We start from the raw sequence: 25,777 nt of genomic DNA on the forward strand, positions 1-25,777 counted from the left end.
GTGTGGCCTCCCGTTCCCCGCGCCGGCCGGTCGGCCGGCGCCGTGTTCAGGAGTCAGCCTCGACCACGTCCGCGACAGCGTCCTGTCGGCGTTTCCCGGGCTGTGTCACCACGTCGCGTGCCAGCGGGCCCAGCCGCCGCACCAGGTCGGGGTGCTGCCTTCCGTACCGGCCCTCGAAGGCCACCAGCAGCCCGGGGGTGAGGTAGGCGTCCGCCAGCCCCCGCTCGTGCAGGCGCACCAGCACGGTGGCGGTCACGTCGTCCAGGGCGACGTCGAGCTGGCCGCCGCGGTCGCGCATCAGCTGGTTGACGATCTGGGCGAGCCGCAGGTCCGTCGCCTCGTTCGCGCCCAGCGCCCGCTGCACGCAGCGCATCAGGGCGTACGTCGTCCCCGGCTCCTTGAGCAGCTCGACCTGGCAGGCGGACAGCACCTCGGCCACCAGCTCGGGCGACGCCGCGCGGTCGGCGGCCAGGCGGTCGAACAGCAACCGCAGGAACGCCGCCCGGTCCCACTCCGGCACCACCCCGGACACGGCCGCCACCAGCCGCACACAGCGCAGGTACACCTCGCGCCGTTCCCGCTGTGTCGCCGCCCGCAGGGGCAGGAGCCAGGCCTCCACCAACGCGCGAGCGGCCGAGGCGGAAGCCTCCTTCCCGGTGTGGAAGACCGCGAGCGCGCTCGCCAGCTTGTCGAACAGCGGCTCGACGCTGTGCACCACGACGCCGGCGTCCACATCGCAGGTCAGGTGGGCGTTGCGCCGCAGGCGGGCCAGGGCGTCGCCCGACAGGCCCCAGCCGCTCCCCGGGCGTCCGGCCGGGAGCCCCAGCAGCCACGGCACGTCGCTCTCGGGCGGCGCCCCGAGCCGGTAGTGCGTCCAGACCCGGATGTCCCGCGCGCCGCCCTCACCGAGTCGTTCCAGCGCCAGCAGGTCGCTGAGACTCTTCCACTCCTCCGGATCGAGTTGGGCACGCCAGAGCCCCACCTGCGCCCGCCACTCCACCACCGGGTCGGCCGCCTCGGGAAACAGCCGCCGCCCGGTCACCGTGCCACCCGCGGCCAGGACGAGCAGCAGCAGGTTCGCGCCGTACGCGGCGTACCGGGCGGGCACGCGCAGCCGCCGGGGGCGGTAGTCGTCGAACCGACGCGCCCCGGCGGCGTACGGGACCTCGCGGAACAGGCGCAGCAGCAGGTCGAACCAGGCGTCGCGCTGCGCGGCGGTCCGCCCGGCCAGCCACTCGCCGAGGAACGCGAGCACGGTGGACCGGGTACTCAGCACGGTGTACGACAGCAGCGCGTGCAGCAGGTCGTCGTCGACCGGGCCGCCGCCCCAGGACAGGCTGGCGGCCGCCTCACGGGCGACCAGGTCGTCCACCACCTGCACGGTGAGCCGGGCCACCAGGTACTCGCCGAACGTGGCGTGCAGGAACTCGTACGTCTCGCGCCGACGCTCGTCCGACGAGGCGCGGGACCGGTGGATGAAGAAGAACCGGCCGAGCACCACCTCGGCCGCCGCCAACGGCGTGCGCAGCTCCGACCGCTCGCGTGCCGGCGCCCCGGCCAGGGGCAGCGCCGCGAGGTCACCGTCCAGTTCGGAGGTGGTGACCCACTGGACGCCCCGGTTGAACATCGCGAACGCCACCACGGCGAGCCGGCGCAGCTCCTCCTCGACGGCCCGGTCCAGCTCCCGCTCGGGCAGGCCGTCGCGCTGCTTGACCACCTCGCGGCGGGCGAAGCGCCGCAACAGCCGCTCGTAGAGGTCACCGCGTCGCAGCTCCCCGGCCTCGCGCAGGTCACCGCCCTCGGCGTCGTAGAGCGCGAGCATCAACAGCAGCAGCGGCTGCTCGGCCAGCTCGCGGTGCGACAGCACGATCTCCCGGTCCAGCGGGCGCGCGCCGGGCGCCCGGAAGGCCGCCCGGTTGACCCGGTTCCAGGTCTGCACCCAGGCCCCGACCCGCGCCTCGTCGAAGGGCTCCAGCCGCACGGCGATGGTGCCCGGTGGCGGTTGGGCCCGGTCGGCGACGCTCGTGCGGCTGGTGACCAGCACGGCCACCGGGCGGCCCTGGTCGGCCTCGCGGTGCTGGAACGCGGCCACCCGCCGCAGGTAGTCGGTCTGGCTGACCCCGGTCGCCTGGAGCAGCTCGTCGAAGCCGTCGAGCAGGACGACCGGGAGCGCGTCCCCCGCCGACCGGGACAGCGTGGGCCAGTCGAGCCGCTCCCCCGTGTCGTTGCGGACCGCCTGCTCGATCTGGTCCTGGAGGTCACCGGCGGCGTAGACGTCGCGCAGCGTCACCCGGACCACGAGGAAGTCGGCCGCCGGCAGCTGCGCCGCGACGACCCGGGTCAGCACCGACTTGCCGGAGCCCGGCTGGCCGAGCACCAGCAGCGGCGCCCGGGTGGCGCCGGGCGAGGTGAGGTGGACGACGAGCGACTGCCACAGGTCGTCGCGGACCGGTCGGGCCGCCCACCAGCGCTCGTCGCTGGGCCGCGCGTCCGGGCCCAGCTCCGCGATCCGGCACAGCGGCGGCACGTACGCCTCGCCGAGGGTGGGCACGCTCAGCCCGGCCGGCACGTCGCCGGAGGAGATCACCGGCCGGCGCAGCTCGGCGGCGTACGCGGCGCCGAGGGCCACCCGCCGCGCGTCCGGCGCGCGGCCGGTGGAGAGGTCGCGCAGCGCGCGGTGCATCTCGGCCAGCCCGAGGGAGAGGCGGTGCACCTCCTGCCGGGTCGCCTCGTGCTCGTGCAGGTGCAGCCAGAGCGACACCTCGGGAAAGTCGGCGGCGAGCCGGGTCAGCAGGTCGCGGTGCCGGTCGGCGGCGGAGTGCGGGAGCCGGGCCAGCGCCTGCTCGGTCGCGCGCCACCGCCGGTCGTACAGCGTGTCGGCAATCGCCAGCCCGCGCAGGAACGAGAGGAACGCCGCCACCAGCATCTCGTAGAAGTCGACGAGAGCCGAGCGCAGCTCGGGGTAGGGCAGGTGCGGGCCGGGGACCGGCGCCGCCGTCGAGAACAGGGCGGCCGTGAGGTCGTCCGCCGGCCGGGCGCCGGCCAGCCCCAGCTGCTCGGACCGGCCGATCCTCAGGCCACCGGCGTCGAAGGGCAGCTCCAGCTCGCCCAGCTCCTCGAAGAACGCGGTCACCGCGATGACCGCGTGGGCCGCCTCCAGGCGCTGCGTCCGCCCGTAGCGGGAGAGCCCGGACCGGCTCTCGGCCGCCCCCCGCACCAGCTCGTGACCGAGCCGGACGAACTCCGCCCGGGCGTCGAAGATGCCGAGCAGCGCCGGCACCGGCACGGCGGCGACCAGCAGGGCCCCGGCGGTCAGCTTGTCGAACCAGTCGACGAGGCGGCTCTTCCCACCGCCGAGCAGGCGTACGGCGTCGGCGTAGCCGAGTGCGTCGGGCACGGCGCGCTCCCCTCGCGTCGGAGACTCCAGGATGCCGTGTGGACGGGCCGGGGCGCTGCCCCGACGCGACCGGGCCGGCGATCCTGTCCGCAGATCCCGCCCGATCGCACGGGCGGCCCCGGTCGCGCTCGCCGCATCGTCACGCCCCGGCCGCCGGCCCGGCGGACCCGGTCGTCGCGTTCAGACGAGGCTGAGCCGGTGGACCCGCTCCCGCGGGATGTCGAGGTCGTCGGCGGCCAGGTCCCGCTCGGGCACCCGCTCGGCCAACGGGGTCACGGCGTGGATTCGGTCGGTGCGGAAGGCGCGGACGCCGGCGCGCAGCCGGCACCACGCCAGCAGGTACCAGTGCCGGGGATTGCCGAGGTAGCCCAACGGCTCCACGTCGCGCAGCGAGTCGGCGCCGCCGCGGTCGGCGTAACGGATGCGCAGCACCCGCCCCGCGCGCACCGCGTCGGCGACGGCGGGTGGGACGGGTGTCACCGGCCCGTCGCCGATGAGGTGCACCCGGCCGGCGAGCCGGTGCGCCTCGGCGACGTCGGCGGGCGGCATGACGGCGACCAGCTTGCGCAGAGCCGCCGCGGCGGCCGTGGCGAACGGCGTGCCCCGCAGCCGGTGCAGGGCCACCGCCATCGCCACGGCCTCGCCGGGGGTCAGGTTGACCGGTGGCAGGGTGCGGGCGCGGTCGAGCACGTAGCCGCCCGCGCGGCCCGGCTCGGCCCAGATCGGCACGCCGGACTCCTGGAGCGCCCCGATGTCGCGCTCGATGGTGCGGCTGCTCACCTCGAAGCGGGCGGCGAGCCAGCGGGCGCTGCGCGGGCGCGGCGACACCGCCCGCAGCTCCTCCACCAGCGCGTAGAGGCGGTCGGTCCGGTTCACCCCGTCAGGCTACGGCGGGGGTACGACGCCGACGGGCCTCAGGCGATGCAGGCGCAGACGATCAGCGCGGCGCCGAAGTGGGTGGCGGCGCTGACCTTCGCGGCCGGGTGCGGCTCGTCCGCGCAGATGATCTCGCCGAGCCGCCCCGGGGTGAGCAGGTCCAGCACGAAGAACGCCAGCGCCATGATGGCCAGCCCGATCAGACCGAAGATCGCCGTGGAGGCCAACCCCTTCGCGAAGTCGCTGTAGCTGGTCAGGATCGCGGTGAACACGATGCCGGCGATGCCGAGCTGGTTGGCGGCGAGCAGCAGGGCCGCGTTGCCGTTGCGCCGCACCCAGATCAGCTCCCGCAGCCGACCCGGCGTCAGCAGGTCGACCAGCAGGAAACCGGCCGCCAGCAGGGCGACCCCGACGATCCCGAACACGACGCTCTGCCAGGCTCCGCTGAGCAGATCCTCCAGCACCGGCTGCCTCCCGACCTCCTGCGCCGGCGGGGGTGCCGGCACGGTGATCGAGACGATAGCGGGACGGCACCACCCCGGCAGCCCCGTGCGCCGCCGCGCTGGGCCGGGTGCGCCTCAGAGCGCCAGGTAGCGCTGCCGCTCGTACGGGGTGACCTCGCGGCGGTACTGCTCCCACTCGGCCCGCTTGTTGCGCAGGAAGAAGTCGAAGACGTGCTCGCCGAGCACCTCGGCGACCAGCTCCGACCCGGACATCACGTCGATCGCCTCGGCCAGGTTCTCGGGCAGCGCCTCGTACCCCATGGCCCGCCGCTCGGCGCTGGTCAGCGACCACACGTCGTCCTCGGCGCCCGGCGGCAGCTCGTAGCCCTCCTCGATCCCCTTGAGACCCGCGCCGAGCAGGACCGCGAAGGCCAGGTACGGGTTGGTCGCCGAGTCCAGCGAGCGGACCTCGACCCGGGCCGAGTTCGGCTTGCCGTACGCGGGCACCCGGACCAACGCGGAGCGGTTGAGGTGCCCCCAGCAGACGTACGCCGGGCTCTCGGTGATCCGGTCCGGCAGCGCGAGCGGGAAGAGCCGCTTGTACGAGTTGACCCACTGGTTGGTGACCGCCGTGTACTCGCGGGCGTGCACCAGCAGGCCGGCGATGAAGGACTTCGCGACCTTGGAGAGCTTCATCGGGTCGCCGGCGTCGTGGAACGCGTTGCGCTCCCCCTCGAACAGCGACAGGTGGGTGTGCATGCCGCTGCCCGGCTGGTCGGTGAAGGGCTTCGGCATGAAGGTGGCCTGCACACCTGTGGAGAGCGCCACCTCCTTCACCACGTGCCGGAAAGTCATGATGTTGTCGGCGGTGGTGAGCGCGTCGGCGTAGCGCAGGTCGATCTCCTGCTGGCCGGGCGCCACCTCGTGGTGGCTGAACTCCACCGAGATGCCGATGCGCTCCAGCGCCAGCACCGCCTGGCGCCGGAAATCGCGGGCGACCGCGTGGGTGGTGTGGTCGAAGTAACCGCCGGTGTCGACCGGGGTCGGCAGCGCGCCGTCCTGCGCGCCGTCCTCCAGCAGGTAGAACTCGATCTCGGGGTGGGTGTAGAAGGTGAAGCCCTTGTCGGCGGCCTTGGAGAGCGCCCGGCGCAGCACGTGCCGCGGGTCGGCCCAGGACGGGGTGCCGTCGGGGAGCAGGATGTCGCAGAACATCCGCGCGCTCTCGCCGCTGACCCCGCCCTCGAACGGGAACACCTGGAAGGTGGTGGGGTCGGGCATCGCCACCATGTCGGACTCGAACACCCGGGCGAAGCCCTCGATCGCCGAGCCGTCGAAGCCGATGCCCTCGTCGAACGCCGCCTCCAGCTCGGCGGGGGCGACCGAGACGCTCTTGAGCGTGCCGAGCACATCGGTGAACCACAGCCGGACAAACCGGATGTCCCGCTCTTCCAGCGTACGGAGGACGAACTCCTGCTGACGGTCCACTTCCACCCCTCGTGACACTCGTCTCCGCCACCGGCCCGGCCGGTGCGGCCTGACCGACCAGTCTCCACGCGCCTGGTTACGCCGACGTTACGCGACCCGGCCGTCCCCGTCCCGAGGTGTCCGCCGGCACCGGACCCGGGGGTCACCGGCCCGCCCCGTGCCCCACGTGTCGACGCCCACGGGCTGGGGCAAGATGAGTACATGCCCACCCTGCGTATCGCTCTGTGCCAGGTCAACCCGACCGTCGGCGACCTCACCGGCAACGCGCGACTGGTCCTCGACTGGACCCGGCGGGCCGCCGACGCCGGCGCCCAGCTCGTCGCGTTCCCGGAGATGATGCTGACCGGGTACCCGGTGGAGGACCTGGTGTTCCGCCGGTCCTTCGTGGCGGCGTCCCGCGCGGCGCTGGACCGGCTCGCCGCCGACCTCGCCGCCGACGGTCTGGGCGAACTGCCGGTGGTGGTCGGCTACCTGGACGCGGACGGGCCGCCGCAGGTCTCCTCGGACGCCGAGCCGGGCCGGGGCGCCCGCAACGCCGCCGCGCTGCTGCACCGAGGCGCCGTGGCGGCCACCTACTTCAAGCACCACCTGCCCAACTACGGCGTCTTCGACGAGGACCGCTACTTCGTGCCGGGCGACATGCTCACCGTGGTCCGCCTCGGCGGGGTGGACGTGGCGCTGACCATCTGCGAGGACCTGTGGCAGGCCGGCGGCCCGTTCGCCGCGGCCCGGCAGGCCGGGGTGGGCCTGGTGGTCAACATCAACGGCTCCCCGTACGAGCTGAACAAGGACGACATCCGGCTGCCGCTGGTCCGGCGCCGGGCCGCCGAGGCGGGCGCCGCCATCGCGTACGTCAACATGATCGGCGGCCAGGACGAGCTGGTCTTCGAGGGCGACTCGATGATCGTCTCCGCCGACGGCGAGCTGCTGACGCGCGCTCCGCAGTTCGTCGAGCACCTCCTGGTGCACGACCTGGAGCTGCCCGCGGCCGGCGAGCCGGTCGACGCGGGCACCCGCGTCGCCGACGGCCTGCGCGTGGTCCGCGCCACGGTCAGCGAGAGCCTGCCGGCCCCGGCCGGTGAGCGGGCGGTCGGCGGGATGATCGAGCCGGTCGCCGACGAGGCCGAGGTGTGGCAGGCGCTCGTGCTGGGCCTGCGGGACTACGTCAACAAGAACCGCTTCCCCTCGGTGGTGCTCGGTCTCTCCGGCGGCATCGACTCGGCCGTCGTGGCCGCGCTGGCCGTCGACGCGCTGGGGGCCGACCGGGTGGTCGGGGTCTCCCTGCCCAGCCGCCACTCCTCCGAGCACTCCCGCGAGGACGCGGCCGACCTGGCCAAGCGCACCGGGCTGGACTACCGGATCGAGCCGATCCAGCCGATGGTGGACACGTTCCTCGCCAACATGTCGCTCTCCGGCGTGGCGGTGGAGAACCTCCAGGCACGGGTCCGGGGGGTCATCCTCATGGCGCTGTCGAACCAGGAGGGCCACCTCGTGCTGACCACGGGCAACAAGAGCGAGCTGGCGGTCGGCTACTCGACCCTCTACGGCGACTCGGTCGGCGGGTTCAACCCCGTCAAGGACGTGTGGAAGACGCTGATCTGGCGGCTGGCCAAGTGGCGCAACGCCGACGCCGCCCGTCGGGGCGAGACCCCGCCGATCCCGGAGAACTCCATCGGCAAGCCGCCGAGCGCGGAGCTGAGCCCGGGCCAGCTGGACAGCGACACCCTGCCCGACTACGACGTGCTCGACCCGATCCTCATCGGCTACGTCGACGGCGACCTCGGCCGCGACGGGCTGGTCGAGGCCGGTCACGACCCCGCCGTGGTCGACCGGGTGCTGCGGATGGTGGATACCGCCGAGTACAAGCGGCGGCAGTCCGCCCCGGGCACGAAGATCTCGATGAAGGCGTTCGGCCGGGACCGGCGGCTGCCCGTCACCAACCGCTGGCGCGAGGACGGCTGACACCGGGCGCCTCTCTCCGCCGCCGATCGGGCCGGCCCGATCGGGGCCGGCCCCGGTCCGGGAGTGAGATCCTCCACTGCGCCCTGCCGCCGCCGGGCCGCCCGGTGCGACGATCGCGGCGGAACCCGGGGACCGCGTACGCGGCCTCGAGGAAGGAGAGAGTCATGGTGGAGTCCACCCCGACCGAGGTGACCGCCCTCTACGGCGGCCTGGCGACCCGGCGGGTCCGCACCCGCGACCTGATCGCCGCGAAGGAGCGCGGCGAGCGCTGGCCGATGCTCACGTCGTACGACCAGTACACCGCGTCGATCTTCGACCGGGCCGGGATCCCGGTGCTGCTGGTCGGCGACTCGGCGGCGAACAACGTCTTCGGCTACGAGACGACGATCCCGGTCACCGCCGAGGAGCTGCTTCCCCTGGTACGCGCGGTGGTCCGGGCCACCACCCAGGCGCTGATCGTCGGCGACCTGCCCTTCGGCTCGTACGAGGAGGGGCCGACCCAGGCGCTGCGCACCGCCGTGCGGTTCATGAAGGAGGGCGGCTGCCACGCGGTGAAGCTGGAGGGCGGCCGACGCTGCGCGGAGCAGATCGCCGCCATCACCGGCGCCGGCATCCCGGTGATGGCGCACATCGGCTTCACCCCGCAGAGCGAGCACGCCATCGGCGGCTACCGGGTGCAGGGTCGCGGCGACGCCGCCGAGGAGGTCGTCGCCGACGCGCGGGCCGTCGCCGAGGCGGGCGCGTTCGCCGTCGTCCTGGAGATGGTGCCCGGCGAGGTGGCCAAACGAATCACCAACGAGCTGAGCATCCCGACCGTGGGCATCGGCGCCGGCCCGGACACCGACGCGCAGGTGCTGGTCTGGCAGGACATGGCCGGGCTGCGCACCGGCAGGGCGCCCCGCTTCGTGAAGCGGTACGCGGACCTGGCCGGGGCCCTCACCGACGCGACCCGCCGCTTCGCCGACGAGGTGCGCGGCGGCGACTTCCCCGCGGCAGAGCACACCTTCTGACCCGCGCCCGTCGGATCCCGAGGTCCGCGGCGCCGGGCGGGACGCCGCGGACCTCGCGACCACGGCCGGCGGGCCGGGCATCCGACGGGTACTCGCTCCGGCGCGTCCCGCCGTGCGCGTGACCCGCCCCCGTGCAGGCGCGACGTCAGAGGTCGGTGACGCGGATGCCGGCGTGGGCCTTGTAACGCTTGTTGATGGCGATGAGGTTGGCCGTGAACGCCTCGATCTGGTGGGCGTTGCGCAGCCGGCCCGCGTAGATCCCCCGCATGCCGGGGATGCGGGCGGCGAGCGCGGCCACCACGCCCACGAGTTCACGGTCCTCGGTGCAAATCAGCACGTCCAGATCGATCCGGTCGATCTCCGGGTCGGCCAGCAGCGGCGCGCTGACGTGGTTGAAGGCCGCGCAGACCCGGGAGTCGGGCAGCAGGCCGGCCGCCTGCTGCACCGCGCTGCCCTCCTCGACGGTCAGGGCGTACGGGCCCTGCTTGTCGAAGCCCAGCGGATTGACGCAGTCGACGACGATCTTGCCGGCGAGAGGCTCGGCCAGCGCGGCGACGATGTCGGCGTGGCCGTCCCAGGGAACGGCGATGATCACGACGTCGCTGCGCCGCGCCGTCTCCTCGTTGTCCGCCCCGGTGACGCTCGTGCCCTCGGGCACGCCGGGCAGCGCGGCGATCTCGGCGGCCGACCGGGCGGCCCGCTCCGCCGACCGGGAACCGATCACCACGGTCTGGCCGGCGCGGGCGAAGCGGTAGGCGAGTCCCCGACCCTGGTCACCCGTGCCGCCGATGATGCCGACGGTCAGCCCGGACACGTCGGGCAGCGTGCTCGCGTCATATGCCATGCCGTCATCCTCGCAAATCCGGCGGGTCGGCAGCAGACGCGACCGCTGTGACAATCCCCGCTGGCGGGCCGCCCGCAGGTCAGGCGCGTTCGAAGAGCACGGTCCGGGCGGCCGGGTCGGCGGTGACCAGGCGGACCCGGACCCGTTCGCCGAGCGGCAGGTCGCCGAGGCAGCGGGCACGCACCGGCGGGGTGTCCAGGGCGACCGTGCCACCGGGCGGGCGGGGCCGGGAGTGGTTGGTCGGCGGGGCGTCGACGTCCAGCACGGCCGCGTCGAAGACCTCCCCCACCCGGTCGGCGAGCAGCACCGCCTCGGCGAGTTCCACCGCGCCGCGGGTGGCCGCGGAGGCCGTCCGGTCGGTCGTCGCCATCACCTCGGGCAGCCGGGGCAGCGCCGTGCGCACCCACTCCGGCACCGGGCGGCCCTCGTGCAGGGCCAGGCAGACCTCCGTGGCGTACCGGTCGGCCAGTCGTCGCAGCGGGGCGGTGACATGGGCGTACGCGGCCGCGACCCCGCCGTGCTCCGGGTGCGGCGGCACCTCGCCGTCGAAGGCGGTGTAGGCCGCGCCGCGCATCAGCTCGGCGGCCTGGTCGATGAAGGCCGCCGCCCGCGGCTGCGCCGGATCGAGGGCGGCGATCACCTCGCCGGGACCGCTCCCGTCCGGCCAGTGCACGCCGAGCGGCGCGGCGGCCGTCCGCAGCCGCGCCACGGCCTCGGGCTTGGGCGCCGGCATCGTACGCAGCAGACCGATCCGCCCGGCCAGCATGATGTCGGCCGCGGCCATCCCGGTGAGCAGGGAGATCTGCGCGTTGTGCTCCTCCATGGGCACCGGCCCGCGCAGCACGAGGCGCCACCCGTCGCCGTCGGCCTCGACGTCCTGCTCGGGCAGGGGGAGGTTGATGGCGCCCCGGCGCAGCCCTCGCGCGGTCAGCCGCGCGCCGATCTCGGGAAGCAGGGCGATCGGGTCGGGCAGCCGCCCGGCCTCGGCGTCGGCCTGGACGGTGGCGTAGTCGAGCTTCGCCCGGCTGCGCACGAGGGCGCGTTCCAGCGCGACGGCGACGGTGGCGCCCTCGGCGTCGAGGTCGACGGTCCAGACGACGGCGGCGCGGTCGACGTCGGGAAGCAGGCTCGCCGCGCCCTCGCTGAGGGTCTCCGGGTGCAGCGGCACGTTGCCGTCCGGCAGGTAGACGGTCTGCCCCCGGCGCCAGGTCTCCTCGTCGAGCGCGCCACCGGGCCGGACGTGGGAGGCCACGTCGGCGATCGCGTAGCGGACCCGGTAGCCGCCGCCGGGGCGGCGGCTGAGGTGCATGGCCTGGTCCAGGTCGCGCGAGGCGGCGGGATCCACGGTCACGAACGGGACGTCGGTGCGGTCCACGGCCGGCCGCGGCGGGTCCGCGGCGGCGGCGTCCGCCTCCCGTCGCGCGTCGGCCGGGAACTCCTCGGGCAGCTTCAACTCACGACGGAGCCCAGCGAAGTCGATGCGGGGCGCGAGGACGCGTCGGATGACCACGCGTCCATCCTGACAGCGCGGCCGTTGATCCGCCCGCCCGCGACCGGCCGGTCGCGCGGAACCGGCGACCTGCCCACCACCCGCCGTCGGCGCGCGCCGCCTCCCGACCTGCCCACCACCCGCCGTCGGCGCGGGCCGCCGGCCGACCTGCCCACCGCCCGCCGTCCGGACGGGCCGCCGGCCGGCGGAGGTCCACCGTCCGGGCGTCGTCTCGAGCGGACGGCGGGATGGGGACCCCGAGGCGGCGAGCGCCTCCTTCCGTGCCGGGCACGGAAGGAGGCGGTCGGGTTTCCGACGGTCGGGACCGGCTCAGCGCGGTGGCGTACCCCGGGATCCCGATGCTGGGACGGTCAGCGGGCGGACTTGCGGGCGGCGCTCGTGGCGCCACGCGCCGTGGTGGACCGGACGGTGGTTGGCGTCTTCCGCGCCGGCACCTTCGTGGCGGCCGTCTTCCGGGCGCTCGCGGTGGCGCCGGTCGTCGTCCGGGCGGGCGCCTTCTTCGCGGCGGTGGTGCGCGCGGCGGTGGGACGGGTCGTCGCGGTCGCCCGCTTGGCCGGAGCCTTCTTCGCCGGCGCCTTCTTGGCCGGGGCCTTCTTCGCGGCGGTGGGACGGGTCGTGGCGGTCGTCCGCTTGGCCGGGGCCTTCTTCGCCGGCGCCTTCTTCGCGGCGGTCTTCTTCGCCGCGCCGGTGGTCTTCTTCGCGGCCCCGGTGGCGGACTTCCTGGCCGTGGTCGTGGACTTGCGGGCCGCCGCCGTCGTCTTCTTCGCCGCCGCCGTGGTGGTGCGCTTGGCCGCCGCCGTGGTCTTCTTCGCGGCCCCCGTGGTCTTCTTGGCGGCCGTCGAGGCCTTCGCGGGCGCCTTCTTCGCGGTGGCGGTGGTCTTCCGGGCGGTGGTCGAGGCCTTGGTCGCGGTCTTCTTCGCGGGGGCCTTCGCGGCGGTGGTCTTCTTCGCGGGGGCGCGTCCCGCCCCGCCGGTCGCCTTCTTGGCCGGGGCCTTGGCGGCCGTGCCGCCGGCCCGACGGGCCGGCGTCGTCCGGCTCGCGGTCGTGTTCCGCTCCGCCGCAGCGGTCTTCTTCGCGGTGGTACGTTTCGTGGCCGGGCGGGTGGCCTTCGGTGTTACGGCCATCTCGGTTTCCCTCCTTGGGGCCGTGCTTCCGCCCTCGCGGAACACGGAGTACCTCGACGCGGGCCGTCCCGCGCCGTCTACCTGTCCTCCCCGGCCCAGCGGGCATCCTCGGCGTCCCACGCTTCGTTGCGCTCCTGCACCCGTTGCAGTGCGTTCTCCGCGTCGGCCGCCGAGGCGTACGGGCCGAGGACGTGCCTCGCCGGACACACGTCGGCGTCGGTCTCGACCCGGTGGTGTCGGGTGCACCAGTAGTAGTGCCCACCACGTCCGCTGTCGCTCATGAGATCACTGTGCATCGCGAACCGCCCGGCCGCCACCGGAACACCACAAGTCGCCGCTGGCATCCACAGTAGATCGGGTAGGGACGACGCGGGGCAGAATCCGGCAAAAAGGGCAGGCACTCCGTCGACCGGCGCGCTGGCGTGGGCCGGATCGGCCCCGGCGCGCACCGGGGGTGGCGGGTCGGGGCGGCACCCCGCGCGGCGTTAGGGTCGCCGGATGGGCGTACCGGACTACATCCTGCGGATGCGCGAGCACGTGGGCCACGACCTGCTCTGGCTGCCCAGCGTGAGCGCGGTGGTCCGCAACGACGCCGGGGAACTGCTGCTCGGCCAGCGCGCCGACGACGGCCGCTGGTCGGTGGTGAGCGGCGTCGTCGAGCCGGGCGAGCAGCCCGCCACGGCGGTGGTCCGGGAGGTGCGGGAGGAGACCGGCCTGGACGTCGAGCCGGTGCGGCTCGCCAGCGTCGTCTCCCACCCGCACACCTACCCCAACGGCGACCGGTGCGAGTACCTCAACCTCGGCTTCCACTGCCGGCTGCTCGGCGGTACGGCCCGGGTCAACGACGACGAGTCCGTGGCGGTGGAGTGGTTCCCGCCCGACCGGCTGCCGCCGCTCGACGCGCACGCCCGACTCGTGGTCGCGCGCGCGCTCGACGCCACGGATCGCGCGTACTACCTGCCGGCGGGGACGGTGTGGGACGACGGGGACGGGCCCGGCTGACCGCACCGACGCCCACCGACCCGGCTCTCCACCGTCGCCGCGCGGCCGGCGGAGCAGGCACGACGGATCGGCGTCACGGCCAGGTCTTCGCCTCGGCGTCGAAGACCTCCGGCGCCGACTCCACCGGCAGGACGCACAGCAGGTGGCCGCCGGGGGCGCGCAGGACGCGACACTCCTGCCACCGGGTCACGACGGTGGCGCCCAACCCGAGGAGGCGCGCGGTCTCGGCCTCGACGTCGTCGGTCTCGATGTCCAGGTGGAACCGCGGCTCGTCGTCGACCGCCTGCACGGCGAGGACCATCCCGTGCAGCGCGCCGTGCAGGTCGGTGAACTGTGGCTCCGGCGTGTACGGCTCGGCGCGGGCGCCGAGCGCCGCCGACCAGAAGGCCGCCGCCGCGTCCGCCTCGGACCGGGGCGCGTCGATCAGCAGGGCGTAGACACGGCTTCGATGCATCCGCGAAGGCTACCGGTCCGCCCGCCTCCGCACCGGGGTGCCGGACGGCACAAGCCGGCCCCCGCCGCCCTGGCGGAATTCCGCCATGTCCGGTCTTCGTCAGCGCGACGAGAAGGCAGCGAAACACATCTCCGTCAGGGTGAGGGCCGTATCGATCATCCTGACCACCGAGAGGACGAGCGGAATGCCTCACCCCTCGATCGGCTCGCGCCGTTCACCCCGTGCGCGCCGGGCGGCCGCCACACTCGCCGCGACCCTCACCGCGGCCGTCCTGGCCAGCGGCGCCGGCGCACCCGCGGCCTCCGCGGCGACGCCGACCGAGCCCGACACGGCGGCGCTGGCCGCTTCGCTCGCCGACCAGCGGCTGAGCTGGGAACCGTGCGGGCTCCCCGACGTCACCGCCGCGCAGGAGGCCCGGCTCGGCCTGGCCTGCGCGACGGTCACGGTGCCGCGGGACTGGCACGATCCCGGTGACGGCAGGACGATCCAGGTGCGGGTCAGTCGCACCGTCGCTGCCGGCACCGACCGCAAGGGGGTCCTGCTGGTCAACCCCGGCGGCCCGGGCGGCAGCGGTCTGTCGCTCGCGCCGTACGTGGCACTGTCCGCACCCGCCCTCGCCGAGCACTACGACGTGATCGGCTTCGACCCGCGCGGCGTCGGCCAGAGCACCCCGCTGCGGTGCACGGTGACCTACACCGACGAGGACGTCACCAACGACCAGATCACGCGGGCGAACGTGGCCGGCTGCCGCGGCACCGAGCTGACGGGGTACATCACCACCGAGCAGACCACGTACGACATGGACTTCGTCCGGGTGCTGCTCGGCGAGGAGAAGCTGAACTACCTCGGCTACTCGTACGGCACCTGGCTCGGCACCTGGTACGCGGCCACCTTTCCGAGCCGGACCGGCCGGATGGTGCTCGACTCCGTCGCCGCGGTCGGCTCGCCGACCCTCCAGGAGACCTGGGACCTGCAACCGTTCACCCGTGACCGGGCGTTCCAGGAGCAGCTCCTGCCGTACATGGCCCGCCACGACGACCTGTACGGCCGGGGCACCGACCCGATGGCGATCCGCGAGATGTTCGAGCGGGCCGGCGGCACCCGGATCGGCATGGGACCGTTCATGTTCGGCTTCTTCATCCTCGGCGCGTTGTACGACACCGCGAACTACCCCACCGCCGCGATGGCCGTGAACACGGTCATCGAGTACTACGAGGAGTGGAACGGCTGGACGCCGGAGCAGATCCTCGCGGCGGCCACCGAGAAGATGCTCGCCGCACCCGGCATCGACGCCGGCAACCGGGCGTACATCCTGCGGGCGCGGGCCGACGCCGAGGCGGCGCTGACGGCCCAGCGCGGGCGGGTGGCGCCAGCCCCGGGCACGGGCGAGTACACGTACGACATCGACTACGTCTTCGAGGTGATCCGCTGCCAGGACGGGCAGTGGAACGACAGCGTGGCCCACTGGAACGCGTTCAGCCGCCGCCTCACCCGGGACGCGCCGCTGGTCGCCCCGTTCCTGCAGAACCCGCCGGCGTGCGCGTACTGGCCGACGACCAACCGGATGCCGAAGCCGGACCGGAGGACCTTCCCGAAGGTGCTGATGCTCCAGAGCGAGCTCGACGTCGCCACGGCGTACGAGGGTGCGCTGGCCGCGTCGCGGAAGCTGCCCGGCGCCTCGATGATCAGCGTCGACAACGAGGGCAGCCACGGCGTCTTCCCGTACTACACCCCGTGCGTGGACGACCCGGTGTACGCGTACCTGCTCGACGGCCGGCTGCCCGGCGAGCAGTACACCGGCTGCCAGGCCGTGCCGCTGCCCGGCGAGACGACCGTCCACGAGGTGGGCGGCGCGTTGACCAGCAAGGGCACGGTGCGGACGCGCCTGATCAGCGACGACATGCGGGCGGCGAACCGGATGCTCAAGCGGATGCTGCGCACCGAGCCGGGCCCGTCGTACCCGGAGTGACCGGTCCTCGCCGGAAGGCCGGCCCGCCCGTCCGTCACTCGGTGACGGCGGCGGGCCGGCCCCTGCCGTACGACGATCGCCCGGCGGGTCGACGGGCGTGCCGGCCCGGATCACTCACCGCGCCGCCACGGACGCCGGGTGGCCGACGACCTTCTCCACAAACGCGGTGAGGTGGGTGGTAGTCCGCTCGACCTTCTCGGCGAGGGTGAGCGATTCCTCGATGCGCCGCCCGGCGTCCTTCTTCCCCCGCAGGTAGAGCGAGCAGGCCAGGTCGGAGCAGAGGTACGCCCCCACGGAGTTGCCCTGCCGCCCGTCCCGCCCGGCCTTGCGGGCGGTCATCAGGGAGACGCCGTCGCCGGTGTGGGTGGTGAGGCAGAACGAGCACATGCTGCGCTTGACCCGCTGGGTCTGGGGAGCCACCCGCAACGCCACCCCGACGAGCGCCGGGCCGGACTCGACGACGAGGTAGGCGCGCTCCTGGGCGGCCGGGTCGCGCCACCCGAGGAAGTCGAGGTCGGCCCAGGGGCGCTCGGCGAGATCCCGGGGCACCGCCAGGCGCTTCGCCTCGCCCTTCGTGCAGTTGACGAAGGAGGCACGGATGTCGGACTCGGTGAGAGGTACCATAGGCTCTAGCCTAGACCTATTAGGCAAACAATTTAACGGACTAGCTTTGGAGTGACGCATGACGCGTGCGGGCCTGACCGTCGAACGCCTCACCCGGGCGGCCGCCGAGCTGGCCGACGAGGTCGGCTTCGACAACGTCACGGTGTCGGCGCTCGCCCGCCGCTTCGGCGTCAAGGACGCCAGCCTCTACTCCCACGTCCGCAACGCCCACGACCTGCGGGTCAGGGTCGCGCTGCTCGCGCTCGCGGAACTCGCCGACCGGGTCGGCGTCGCGCTCGCCGGCCGCGCCGGCAAGGACGCGCTGAACGCCTTCGCCAACGCCTACCGGGACTACGCGAGGCAGCACCCCGGCAGGTACGCCGCCATGCAGATCGACCTCGACCCGGAGACGGCGGCCGCGAGCGCCGGCCCCCGGCACGCCGAGATGACCCGGGCGATCCTGCGCGGCTACCGGCTGGCCGAGCCCGACCAGACCGACGCCGTACGCATGATGCACAGCACCTTCCACGGCTACGTGAGCCTGGAGCGCAGCGGCGGCTTCCGCCACACCCCACGCTCGACGGACGACTCGTGGGCGCGCACCCTCGACGCCCTCGACGCCCTCCTGCGAAACTGGCCGGCGCGCTGAACCGGGGCGCAGCGCCCCCGGCCCTCACGCACCGGTCACTGATCGGCGACGAAGACGCTGGACCAGCCGGCCCGCGCCGCCCGTTGGTAGAACCCGGTGATCTTCCGCAAGTGGTACGTCAAGTAGTCGAGGCCGCCCTGGTCGATCACCGCGCCGTACTCGTTCGCATCGAGCGTCCAGTACCGCGCGATGAACGGCTCCGGGTCGAGGTCGGTGAGGGCGGCGGCGACGTCACGAACTTCGGCCGCCGTGTTGAAGCTGACGACGTAGCCGTCGCCCTGATGCATCGGTAGGCCGCCGAGGACGACGGCGTTGAGCGGGTAGCTGCCGTCTTCGCCGCCGAGCTTGCCCTCGGTGAGGCAGCGGTGGATGCCGTCCCACGCCTTGTCGACGTCGCAGTGATCCGGCGCGTCGGTCATCTCGAGTTCCTGGATGACTTCGATGAGCCGATCGTCGTTGCCGCCATGGGTCAGCAGCAGCGCGGTGCAGGGCTCGTCGAGCGCGAGGAAGTACCCACGGCAGGCCATGGCGGGACGCTACAAGGGTGCGCCCGGCCGGCCGTCCACGGGCCGACAACCGTGGCGCGCAGCGGTTCGACCTGGGGGCGACGGACGAGTCGACCTGTACGCCGGATTCTGTGCGCGGCGCGTGCCCGAAGGCGCGCCGGCGGCGGCCATCCATCTCGGCCTACCGTTGCCGGCAGGCTCCAGCGGCCTACCCGCAGACATCGGACGGGCCGCCCTCAAGCGTCTGCGCGGACCGTCGCCTCGCGGTGACGATCCTTTCTTGGCCTTGCTCCGGGTGGGGTTTACCGAGCCACCCCGGTCACCCGGGGTGCTGGTGGGCTCTTACCCCACCGTTTCACCCTTACCGTCCCCGTTGGGGTCGGCGGTCTGTTTTCTGTGGCACTGTCCCGCGGGTCACCCCGGGTTGCCGTTAGCAACCACCCTGCCCTGTGGAGTCCGGACGTTCCTCGGCGACGGGCCGGAGCCCGTCGACGCGACCGCCCGGTCGACTCGTCCGTCGCGCTCTCATCCTAACGACGCCGACCGGCCGTCTATTGCCGGCCCGCCCGCGCAAGATCGCACTAGTTCCGGGAAAGAGTGCCCTCCGATGGGGCAGGTGGCCACACGTTCCCTGAAGTAGTGGCCACCAGACCTGCACGCGCGGCCATCGGACGTGGCCGGGCAGACCGTCGCGGGCCGGGCGTCGGTGCGGGTACTAGCCTCTGGGGACCATGGATCTCTCCCACGCCGCGCTGCTGCTCGCCGCCGGTCTCGCCGCGGGCACGGTCAACGCGGTGGCCGGCGGGGGTTCACTGATCACCTTTCCGGCGTTGATCGCGGTCGGGCTGCCCCCGGTGCCGGCCAACGTCAGCAACTCGGTGTCGGTCTTTCCGGGGTACGTGGCGAGCGTGGCGGGGAGTCGCGTGGACCTGCCGCGCCCGCGGGCCCTGGCCCTGCTGCTGCCCACCGCCGTGCTCGGCACCGTCGCCGGGGCACTGGTGCTCCTCGCCACCCCGGCCCGCGCCTTCGAGGTGGTCGTCCCGTTCCTGGTGCTCGGCGCGACGGCGGTGCTGGCGTTCCAGGACCCGCTGCGCCGGCTGGTGGGCCATCCGCGCGACCTGACGCCGCGCCGCCGTACGGTCAGCGTGCAGGCCATGGTCGCGCTCGGCTCGGTGTACGGCGGCTACTTCGGCGCGGCGCTCGGGGTGATGCTGGTCGCCGGTCTGGCCCTGGTGCTGGACACCACCCTGGCCCGGGTCAGTGCCGTCAAGAACCTGATCTCCGCGGTGGTGGGGCTCACGACGCTGGTCGTGTTCGCCCTGTTCGGGCCGGTGAACTGGGCGGCCGTGGCGGTGGTCGCCCCGGCGACGCTGGTCGGCGGGTACGTGGGCGCCCGCCTGGTGCGCCGCCTGCCCGCGGTGGTGCTGAAGACGATGATCGTGGTCTTCGGCACGGTCATCGGGCTGTACCTGCTCTGGCGTGCCCTCGGCTGACCGGTGTCACGGCCGGCGTGACGGCCCGGTCCCCGCGTCGGCGCGGTGCCGTTCGAGCCCGCCGAGGAGGAGCGTGATCCCGAAATCGAACGCGCCGGGCCGGCCGGCCGGGTCGGTCGGGTCCTCCCGGTCGAGGGTGTGCCCGTGGGCGACGGCGCCGAGGCTGTCGGCCTGGATGCGCTGCTGCTCGTGGAACGCGTGGCCGACGATGAAGTGGACCATGGTGGCGGCGGCGAGCGCAGTGGTCTCCTCGTCGAACCCGCCGGCGCCGATCGCGGCGGCGAGGCGGCGGTGCAGCTCCTCCGCGCCGAGGCCGAGCGCGAGGGTGCTGGAGACGACCTCGGCGCCGTCCTTGAAGGCGAGGAGCGCGTCGCGCAGCGCGGCGGCCTCGGCCCGCACGCGGTACCGCCAGTCGCGTCCGGTGGCGTCGACGGTGCGGGCGCCCGCGAGGATCCGGTCGGAGACCGCGGCGAGGAGCGCCTGCTTGTTGGGGAAGTGCCAGTAGAGCCCGCTCGGCTGGATGCCCAGCGTCGCCGCGAGGTGGCGCATCGTGAGATCGGGCAGTCCCTGCTGGTCCAGGATGCCCAGGGCCGCCGCGACGACGTCCTCACGCGTGTTCCGGGCGGCGTTTTCCGGTCTCGACATCCCGTCAGTATAGTGAACGCCGTTCAGGAGAACGGTGTTCAGGAGGACGTCGTTCCCTGGTCGTTCGCACGTCCGTGATCGCCCGTCGCCCGACGAGCGGCGAGGCGGCGTCCCGCGTACCCGCGGGCAGGGAGGGAGCCGGTCGTGGCTGGAGTTCGCAGGTTCGACACCCGGGACCTCACGAGGATCGTGGTCTTCGCCGCGATCCTGGCGGTCCTGGGGATCCCCGGCGCGATCTCGGTGTTCGGCGGAGCCGTGCCGATCACGGCGCAGACGCTCGGCGTCATGCTCGCCGGTGCGATCCTCGGCCGCTGGCGGGGCGCCGCCGCGGTCACCCTCTTCCTCGCGCTCGTCCTGGTAGGACTGCCGCTGCTCTCCGGCGGTCGCGGCGGCGCGGGTGTCTTCGTCGGCCCCTCGGCCGGCTTCCTCGTCGGCTGGATCGTCGGAGCCTTCGTGGTGGGTGCCGTCGCGCGCTCCGGGAACCGGCCGCCCACCTGGTGGCGCACCGCGTTGGCCTGCTTCGTCGGGGGCGCGCTCGTGGTCTACGCGGTCGGCATCCCGGTCCAGTCGCTCGTCACCCGGCTGCCCCTCGCGGAGACCGCGCTGACCAGCACCGCCTTCCTCCCCGGCGACCTGGTGAAGGTGGTGGTCGCCACGACCGTCGCGATGGCGCTCTGGCGCGCGTACCCCCGGGCGTTCGGCGCCACGACGGCGGCCGTGCCCGGGCCGCGGGCCGCCCGGTCGCAGACCGACGCGAGCGTACGGTGACCGGCGAGCGGCCCGCCGTCGTCTGCGGTGGGGTGGTGCTCACCGAGGCGCAGGTGCGGGAGCGGATCGCCGCCGCCAGAGCGGCGGGCGTCGACGTGCCGGGCCGGGTGGTCCCGATCCTCGACCCGGACCGCGTGCACGCGCTCGTGACGGCCCTCGCGGTGCGGGCGGCGGGCGGGGTGCCGCTCATCGGCGACGACCGCTGGAACGGCGGGTACTGGGACGGGCTGCGCGCCACGGTCGAGGCGGCCGACCCGGTGCCGGGCGTGGCCTGGGCGACGTTCAGCTCGGGCAGCACGGGAACGCCTCGGGTGATCGTCCGGACACACGAGTCCTGGGCCGCGTCGTATTCGGGCGTCGAGCGGCTCCTCGGCCTCACCGCCGACGACGTCGTCTACCTCCCCTCGCCGCTGGTCTCGTCGGTGACGATGTTCTCCGCCGTCCACGCCCGCGCGATCGGCGCCACCGTCCTCCTGCCCCGGACGCACACCGTCTCCGACGCGGACCTGGCGCACGCCACCGTGCTGCACGGCACGCCGTACGCCCTGCGCGGTGTGCTGGAGCGCATCGAAGCGGGCACGCCGCACCGGCTCCGCGCCGCCCTGGTCGGCGGCGCCCGACTCGACCCGGACCTGCGGAGCAGGGCCCGGGCCGCCGGCATCCGGCTGGTCTCCTACTACGGCGCGGCCGAGCTGTCCTTCGTGGCCGTGGACCCCGACGGCCACGGGCTGCGCCCCTTCGACGGGGTCGAGACGCGGATCGACGACGGCGTGCTCTGGGTCCGCTCCCCCTACTTCGCCGACGGCTACCTCGGCGCGGCCGCCGGACCGTTCCGCCGCGACAACGACGGTTGGGGCACGGTGGGCGACCTGGTGAGCGGCGAGGGGGACGAGCCGCTGCGGTTCCGCGGCCGCAAGGACGGCGCCATCCTCACCGCCGCGGCCACCGTCATCCCGGAGGACGTCGAGGCGGCGCTGCAACGGATCGACGGCATCCGCGACGCGGTCGTCTTCGGCCTGCCCAACGCGCGGGCCGGCGCCCTCGTGGCGGCGGTCGTCGAGACCGGCCCCGGCCGCCGGCCGCCGTCGGCCCGCGAGCTGCGCCGGCAGGCGGCCACGCTGCTCTCCGGCACGCACCTGCCCCGCCGCTGGTTCTGGACGGAGCGGCTGCCCCGTACGGCCACCGGCAAGCCCGCCCGCGAGCGGATCCGGCACGACGCGATCGAGGGGACGGTGGCCCGCGTTGTCTGAGCACGGTCGCCACCTCCCGGTCGTCGTCGCGGCGCGACGCACCCCGATCACCCCGAAGGGCACGCAGCTCGCCCACGTCACCGTGGAGCGACTCGCGGCTCCCGTCGTGCGCGCCTGCGTCGACGACGCCGCGCGGGCCACGGGCGCGCCCCCGCGGGTCGGTGACGTCGTCCTCGGCAACTGCATGGGGCCCGGTGGCAACACGGCCCGGCTGTCGGCGCTGGCGGCGGGGCTCGGTGTCACGGTGCCGGGGATGACGATCGACCGGCAGTGCGGCAGCGGACTGGCCGCGATCGTCACGGCCGCCGACGCGATCCGGGCCGGCGACGACCGCGCCCGCGTCGCGGGTGGCGCCGAGAGCGCGTCGACCGCGCCGACCCGCCTCGCCGACGGTGTCGCGTACACCAAGGCGCCCTTCGCCCCGGCCGGCTTCGCCGATCCCGACATGGTGCGTGCCGCCCAGGACCTCGCGGTGCTCGACGGCGTCGACCGCGACCGCCAGGACCGGTACGCCGCGCGCAGCCACCGGCTCGCCGCCGAGACCCGGGCGCGGGGCGGCTTCGACGACGAGCTGGTGCCGCTCGGCGGCGTCGTCCGGGACAGCGGCCCACGCCCACGGATCCCCACCATGCTCGACCGGTTCCCCGCGCTCTTCCCCGACGCCGCCGACGGCGGCACCGTGACGGCCGGCAACTCCTGCCGCGACAGTGACGGCGCGGCGGCCGTGGCGCTCGTGCCGGCCGCCGCCCGGGGCGGCGCACCGGGGCTGGCTCTCGTCGCGAGCGCCACGGTGGGCTGCGACCCGGCGCTGCCCGGGCTCGGCCCCGTTCCGGCGGTCGAAGCCCTGCTGCGCGACGCGGGGCTCGGCCTCGCCGACCTCGCGGCCATCGAGATCGTGGAGGCGTTCGCCGCCCAGACGCTGGCCGTGCTGACCCGCCTCGGGCTCGCCACCGCCGACGTCGTCGACCCGCGCGTCTGCGCGGACGGCGGGGCGCTCGCGCTCGGGCACCCGTGGGGGGCGAGCGGCGCGGTCAGCGTGGTGCGGCTCTTCTCCCGGCTCGTGCGGGCGGGCGCGCCGGCCGGGACGCTGGGCCTCGCCACGGCCGCCGTCGGCGGCGGGATCGGCGTGGCCGCCCTGTTCGAGGTGGTCCGGTGAGCACCACCATCCACTTCGCGGACGTCACGGTCGCGTTCTCCGGGCGGCCGGTGCTGCGCGACCTCGCCCTCGACCTCGACGAGCGCCGGATCGGCGTGATCGGCTCCAACGGCTCCGGCAAGTCCACCTTCGCCCGGCTGCTCAACGGCCTCGTCACCCCCACCGCCGGCGAGGTGCGGGTGCACGGCATCGACCCGGCCCGCGAGCCGAAGCTGCTGCGGAGACGCGTGGGCTTCGTGTTCAGCAACCCCGACGCGCAGATCATCATGCCGACCGTGGCCGAGGACGTGGCGTTCTCGCTGCGCCGCCGAGGTCTATCCCGCACGGAGATCCAGGAGCGGGTGGACGCGGCGCTCGACCGCTTCGGGCTCACCCAGCTCGCCGACGCCCCGGCCCAGACCCTCTCCGGCGGGCAGAAGCAGCTCCTCGCGCTGTGCGCGGTGCTCATCGGCGAGCCCGGCCTCGTCGTCGCGGACGAGCCGACCGCGTACCTCGACGCCTCGAACAGCAGACGCATCGCGGGGTTCCTGCTCGACGAGATGCCGCAGCAGCTCGTCCTCGTCACCCACGACCTCCGGCTGGCGGCGCGGTGCGACACCGTCCTCCGCTTCGAGGCCGGCCGGCTCGTGGACCGGGGTGACCCGGCGTCCGTGATCGCCCGGTACGAGGAGGAGCTGACCTGATCGCCCTGTACCGGCCCGGCCGCAGTTTCCTGCACCGGCTGCCCGCCGGCCCGAAGCTGGTCACCGTGATGGCTGTCGCGCTGGCGATCTCGCTCGCCCCGGCGAGCGCCTGGCTCCTCGCCGGGACCGTGGCGCTCGTGACCGGCTGCTACCTGCTCCTCGCGGCGGGCCTGCGCGAGCTGGGCCGCCAGCTGTACTACCTGCGCTGGCTCGTCCTCGTCATGCTCGTGCCGCAGGCCGTGTTCCTGTCGCCGGCCACCGCGGCGGTCAACGTCGTGCGGGTCGTCGCGGTCGTCCTCTTCGCCACCCTCGTCACGCTCACGACCCGCACCGAGGACCTCATCGACGCCATCGAGCGCGCCCTCGGGCCCCTGCGGCGGTTCCGCGTCGACCCGGGCCGGATCGCCCTCATGCTCTCGATGACGATCACCACCGTGCCGGTCATCGCGGGTTTCGCCGCCCAGGTCCGCGAGGCGCAACGCGCGCGCGGGGTGCCCGTGCAGCCGCTGGCCTTCGTCGTACCGATGCTCGTCATGGCGTTGAAACACTCCGACGACCTCGCCGACGCCCTCACCGCCCGCGGCGTCGACTGAGCCGCGCCAGCCGGGCAGAGGGTGCCGCCCCGCCGCGGGGCGCGACGGGGCGGCACGGGATGGGGGACGGTGGTTCAGTACGCCTCGCCGACCGGCTCCTCCGGTGCGCCCTCGGCGCCGGCCGCGGCCCGGTTCCACCGGGACCAGAACACCCGCTCGCCGTAGCCGCCGGCCATCACGTGCGCGGTGGCCAGGTAGACCAGCACGCCGACGGCGAGCACCCCGAAGCCGACCCAGAACGGCAGCGCCAGCGAGTGCTCGGCGAGCTTGCCGGAGATGATCGGCGCGGGTGCGGCGGCACCCCAGCGGACCAGGTTGAATGCGCCGGTGGCGAGCCGGCGGTCCCGGGAGCCGAGACCGAGGGCGAGGTCGGTGAGGTTGGCGTTGGCGAGGCCCATGAAGAGCCCGGCGAGGACCAGTACCACGAGCGCCTCGGCGGTGCCGGTCGAGGTCGCGAAGAGCACCATGCAGACCAGCAGCCCCGCGACGGCGACACCGACGGTCTGCACCGCACCGATCCGGTGGGCCAACCGGTGGCCGATCACCAGGATGCCGGCGGCCAGGCCGAGGCCCCAGCCGGTGAAGGCCAGCCCCAGGGGCACGACGTCGAGGCCCAGGAACAGCGGCGTGTAGCCGAGCACCACGAAGAAGACGAAGTTGTACGCGGCGGTCACCACGCACAGCGCGACGAACGCGGGACGCCGGTAGGTGGCGAGGATCTGCCCGACGCGGACGGGTGCCTGCCGGTTGGCCGGCTCGCGCAGCTTGCCGGCGGCGACCGCGAGGGCGAGCACCATGAACACGCCGCAGACGAAGAACGGCAGCCGCCAGCTGACCTGGCCGAGCAGGCCGCCGAGCAGCGGGCCGACCGCGAAGCCGAGGCCGAGGGCGGTCTCGAAGAGCCCGACCACCCACTCCCGGTCGACGGCCAGGTTGACCAGCACCACCATGGCGGTGGCGAAGAACATCGCGTTGCCCAGGCCCCAGACTCCGCGCAGCACGCTCAACTGGACGATGTTGTCGCTGAACGAGGCGAGGATGGCGGCAAGCCCGACGACGGACACGCCGGTGATCAATACGGGCTTGAAGCCGAACCGGCCGCTGGCGAGGGTGGCCGGGATCATGCCCACGGCCATGACCGCGATGTACGCCGTGAAGAGCAGCTCGACCTGCCAGGCGGTGACGCCGATCGCCTCGCCGATGGCCGGCAGGATCGGGTCCACCACGGCGATGCCGGCGATGGCGAGGAAGGCCACCAGTGTGGTGGCGTAGATGGCACTGCGGTTCGGTTCGGAACGCCGATCCACTCCGACTCCCCAGATAGCTGTATCTTACAGTTAATTCCCCTGTATCAT

Annotated in this window: 24 protein-coding genes and 1 other RNA gene; 11 read left to right on the forward strand and 14 right to left on the reverse strand. The window is 74.1% G+C overall.

Annotated features, from left to right (window positions below):
* Positions 1-46: 46 nt before the first annotated feature.
* From SM573_RS20605 to glnA, 4 genes are all read right to left on the reverse strand, one after another.
* Complete coding sequence (locus tag SM573_RS20605) at positions 47-3,397, reverse strand: NACHT domain-containing protein (protein WP_474616827.1); 3,351 nt, start codon at positions 3,395-3,397, stop codon at positions 47-49.
* 180 nt (positions 3,398-3,577) lie between these two features.
* Entirely contained in the window at positions 3,578-4,273 is a 696-nt protein-coding gene (locus tag SM573_RS20610; protein ID WP_474613057.1) for a helix-turn-helix transcriptional regulator, read from the reverse strand.
* A 38-nt stretch (positions 4,274-4,311) separates the two neighbouring features.
* Positions 4,312-4,737 (reverse strand): DUF350 domain-containing protein, encoded by a 426-nt coding sequence (locus SM573_RS20615; RefSeq protein WP_474613273.1) that lies wholly within the window; start codon positions 4,735-4,737, stop codon positions 4,312-4,314.
* A gap of 114 nt (positions 4,738-4,851) precedes the next feature.
* A complete protein-coding gene (glnA, locus tag SM573_RS20620) occupies positions 4,852-6,201 on the reverse strand; it encodes a type I glutamate--ammonia ligase (RefSeq protein ID WP_474613056.1) in 1,350 nt (449 codons plus the stop codon).
* Between the two features lie 201 nt (positions 6,202-6,402).
* On the opposite strand from glnA, the gene SM573_RS20625 reads away from it, so the two are divergent.
* A complete protein-coding gene (locus tag SM573_RS20625; protein WP_474613055.1) occupies positions 6,403-8,163 on the forward strand; it encodes an NAD+ synthase in 1,761 nt (586 codons plus the stop codon).
* A 164-nt stretch (positions 8,164-8,327) separates the two neighbouring features.
* Positions 8,328-9,173: a 3-methyl-2-oxobutanoate hydroxymethyltransferase gene (gene panB / locus SM573_RS20630; protein ID WP_474616828.1), complete on the forward strand. Its 846-nt coding sequence runs from the start codon at positions 8,328-8,330 to the stop codon at positions 9,171-9,173.
* A 145-nt stretch (positions 9,174-9,318) separates the two neighbouring features.
* Here panB and npdG read toward each other — a convergent pair whose 3' ends face one another.
* The 4 genes from npdG to SM573_RS20650 form a co-directional block, all read right to left on the reverse strand.
* Complete coding sequence (gene npdG, locus SM573_RS20635) at positions 9,319-10,017, reverse strand: NADPH-dependent F420 reductase (RefSeq protein WP_474613053.1); 699 nt, start codon at positions 10,015-10,017, stop codon at positions 9,319-9,321.
* Positions 10,018-10,096: 79 nt separating this feature from the next.
* Positions 10,097-11,527 (reverse strand): RNB domain-containing ribonuclease, encoded by a 1,431-nt coding sequence (locus SM573_RS20640; protein ID WP_474616829.1) that lies wholly within the window; start codon positions 11,525-11,527, stop codon positions 10,097-10,099.
* A gap of 350 nt (positions 11,528-11,877) precedes the next feature.
* Positions 11,878-12,651: a histone gene (locus tag SM573_RS20645; protein ID WP_474613051.1), complete on the reverse strand. Its 774-nt coding sequence runs from the start codon at positions 12,649-12,651 to the stop codon at positions 11,878-11,880.
* Positions 12,652-12,728: 77 nt separating this feature from the next.
* Entirely contained in the window at positions 12,729-12,932 is a 204-nt protein-coding gene (locus SM573_RS20650) for a hypothetical protein (protein ID WP_474613050.1), read from the reverse strand.
* A 217-nt stretch (positions 12,933-13,149) separates the two neighbouring features.
* Here SM573_RS20650 and SM573_RS20655 point away from each other — a divergent pair, with 217 nt between their 5' ends.
* On the forward strand, positions 13,150-13,653 hold the full coding sequence (locus tag SM573_RS20655) for an NUDIX hydrolase (protein WP_474613049.1): 504 nt from the start codon (positions 13,150-13,152) through the stop codon (positions 13,651-13,653).
* Between the two features lie 73 nt (positions 13,654-13,726).
* Here SM573_RS20655 and SM573_RS20660 read toward each other — a convergent pair whose 3' ends face one another.
* Complete coding sequence (locus SM573_RS20660) at positions 13,727-14,107, reverse strand: VOC family protein (RefSeq protein ID WP_474616830.1); 381 nt, start codon at positions 14,105-14,107, stop codon at positions 13,727-13,729.
* 184 nt (positions 14,108-14,291) lie between these two features.
* Between SM573_RS20660 and SM573_RS20665 the strand changes: the two genes are divergently transcribed.
* Complete coding sequence (locus SM573_RS20665) at positions 14,292-16,076, forward strand: alpha/beta hydrolase (protein WP_474613047.1); 1,785 nt, start codon at positions 14,292-14,294, stop codon at positions 16,074-16,076.
* 114 nt (positions 16,077-16,190) lie between these two features.
* Here the strand turns inward: SM573_RS20665 and SM573_RS20670 are convergent, their stop codons facing one another.
* Positions 16,191-16,700, reverse strand: coding sequence for an FBP domain-containing protein (locus tag SM573_RS20670; RefSeq protein WP_474616831.1), 510 nt, complete (start codon positions 16,698-16,700; stop codon positions 16,191-16,193).
* 58 nt (positions 16,701-16,758) lie between these two features.
* Here SM573_RS20670 and SM573_RS20675 point away from each other — a divergent pair, with 58 nt between their 5' ends.
* Complete coding sequence (locus SM573_RS20675) at positions 16,759-17,328, forward strand: TetR/AcrR family transcriptional regulator (RefSeq protein ID WP_474616832.1); 570 nt, start codon at positions 16,759-16,761, stop codon at positions 17,326-17,328.
* A gap of 35 nt (positions 17,329-17,363) precedes the next feature.
* On the opposite strand, the gene SM573_RS20680 is transcribed toward SM573_RS20675, so the two are convergent.
* Together SM573_RS20680 and rnpB are read right to left on the reverse strand one after the other, a co-directional pair.
* A complete protein-coding gene (locus SM573_RS20680; RefSeq protein WP_474613044.1) occupies positions 17,364-17,855 on the reverse strand; it encodes a DUF1877 family protein in 492 nt (163 codons plus the stop codon).
* A gap of 81 nt (positions 17,856-17,936) precedes the next feature.
* An RNA gene (gene rnpB, locus SM573_RS20685) (RNase P RNA component class A) lies at positions 17,937-18,347 on the reverse strand.
* 218 nt (positions 18,348-18,565) lie between these two features.
* Between rnpB and SM573_RS20690 the strand changes: the two genes are divergently transcribed.
* On the forward strand, positions 18,566-19,327 hold the full coding sequence (locus SM573_RS20690) for a sulfite exporter TauE/SafE family protein (protein WP_474616833.1): 762 nt from the start codon (positions 18,566-18,568) through the stop codon (positions 19,325-19,327).
* 6 nt (positions 19,328-19,333) lie between these two features.
* Here the strand turns inward: SM573_RS20690 and SM573_RS20695 are convergent, their stop codons facing one another.
* Positions 19,334-19,972 carry a TetR family transcriptional regulator gene (locus tag SM573_RS20695; RefSeq protein ID WP_474616834.1) on the reverse strand — a complete coding sequence of 213 codons (639 nt, stop codon included), beginning with the start codon at positions 19,970-19,972 and terminating at the stop codon, positions 19,334-19,336.
* 144 nt (positions 19,973-20,116) lie between these two features.
* Here SM573_RS20695 and SM573_RS20700 point away from each other — a divergent pair, with 144 nt between their 5' ends.
* The 5 genes from SM573_RS20700 to SM573_RS20720 are packed head-to-tail and all read left to right on the forward strand — an operon-like array spanning position 20,117 to position 24,422.
* Positions 20,117-20,740 carry a biotin transporter BioY gene (locus SM573_RS20700; RefSeq protein WP_474613041.1) on the forward strand — a complete coding sequence of 208 codons (624 nt, stop codon included), beginning with the start codon at positions 20,117-20,119 and terminating at the stop codon, positions 20,738-20,740.
* On the forward strand, positions 20,737-21,990 hold the full coding sequence (locus SM573_RS20705) for a class I adenylate-forming enzyme family protein (RefSeq protein WP_474616835.1): 1,254 nt from the start codon (positions 20,737-20,739) through the stop codon (positions 21,988-21,990). Before SM573_RS20700 ends, SM573_RS20705 begins: the two co-directional genes overlap by 4 nt.
* A complete protein-coding gene (locus SM573_RS20710) occupies positions 21,983-23,146 on the forward strand; it encodes a thiolase family protein (protein WP_474616836.1) in 1,164 nt (387 codons plus the stop codon). Before SM573_RS20705 ends, SM573_RS20710 begins: the two co-directional genes overlap by 8 nt.
* Positions 23,143-23,829, forward strand: coding sequence for an energy-coupling factor ABC transporter ATP-binding protein (locus SM573_RS20715; RefSeq protein ID WP_474613038.1), 687 nt, complete (start codon positions 23,143-23,145; stop codon positions 23,827-23,829). Before SM573_RS20710 ends, SM573_RS20715 begins: the two co-directional genes overlap by 4 nt.
* 29 nt (positions 23,830-23,858) lie before the next feature.
* Positions 23,859-24,422, forward strand: a complete 564-nt coding sequence (locus tag SM573_RS20720) for an energy-coupling factor transporter transmembrane component T family protein (RefSeq protein ID WP_474616907.1) — start codon at positions 23,859-23,861, stop codon at positions 24,420-24,422.
* Positions 24,423-24,496: 74 nt separating this feature from the next.
* Here the strand turns inward: SM573_RS20720 and SM573_RS20725 are convergent, their stop codons facing one another.
* A complete protein-coding gene (locus tag SM573_RS20725; RefSeq protein ID WP_474616837.1) occupies positions 24,497-25,729 on the reverse strand; it encodes an MFS transporter in 1,233 nt (410 codons plus the stop codon).
* Positions 25,730-25,777: the final 48 nt, after the last annotated feature.

Source organism: Micromonospora xinjiangensis (assembly GCF_056150165.1).

What these genes read in the sequence shown, in the direction of transcription:
- SM573_RS20625 (WP_474613055.1), top strand. Translation starts at nt 6,403, where the DNA reads ATGCCCACCCTGCGTATCGCTCTGTGCCAGGTCAACCCGACCGTCGGC.
- panB (WP_474616828.1), top strand. Translation starts at nt 8,328, where the DNA reads ATGGTGGAGTCCACCCCGACCGAGGTGACCGCCCTCTACGGCGGCCTG.
- npdG (WP_474613053.1), bottom strand. Translation starts at nt 10,017, where the DNA reads ATGGCATATGACGCGAGCACGCTGCCCGACGTGTCCGGGCTGACCGTC.
- SM573_RS20645 (WP_474613051.1), bottom strand. Translation starts at nt 12,651, where the DNA reads ATGGCCGTAACACCGAAGGCCACCCGCCCGGCCACGAAACGTACCACC.
- SM573_RS20650 (WP_474613050.1), bottom strand. Translation starts at nt 12,932, where the DNA reads ATGAGCGACAGCGGACGTGGTGGGCACTACTACTGGTGCACCCGACAC.
- SM573_RS20655 (WP_474613049.1), top strand. Translation starts at nt 13,150, where the DNA reads ATGGGCGTACCGGACTACATCCTGCGGATGCGCGAGCACGTGGGCCAC.
- SM573_RS20660 (WP_474616830.1), bottom strand. Translation starts at nt 14,107, where the DNA reads ATGCATCGAAGCCGTGTCTACGCCCTGCTGATCGACGCGCCCCGGTCC.
- SM573_RS20665 (WP_474613047.1), top strand. Translation starts at nt 14,292, where the DNA reads ATGCCTCACCCCTCGATCGGCTCGCGCCGTTCACCCCGTGCGCGCCGG.
- SM573_RS20670 (WP_474616831.1), bottom strand. Translation starts at nt 16,700, where the DNA reads ATGGTACCTCTCACCGAGTCCGACATCCGTGCCTCCTTCGTCAACTGC.
- SM573_RS20675 (WP_474616832.1), top strand. Translation starts at nt 16,759, where the DNA reads ATGACGCGTGCGGGCCTGACCGTCGAACGCCTCACCCGGGCGGCCGCC.
- SM573_RS20680 (WP_474613044.1), bottom strand. Translation starts at nt 17,855, where the DNA reads ATGGCCTGCCGTGGGTACTTCCTCGCGCTCGACGAGCCCTGCACCGCG.
- SM573_RS20690 (WP_474616833.1), top strand. Translation starts at nt 18,566, where the DNA reads ATGGATCTCTCCCACGCCGCGCTGCTGCTCGCCGCCGGTCTCGCCGCG.
- SM573_RS20695 (WP_474616834.1), bottom strand. Translation starts at nt 19,972, where the DNA reads ATGTCGAGACCGGAAAACGCCGCCCGGAACACGCGTGAGGACGTCGTC.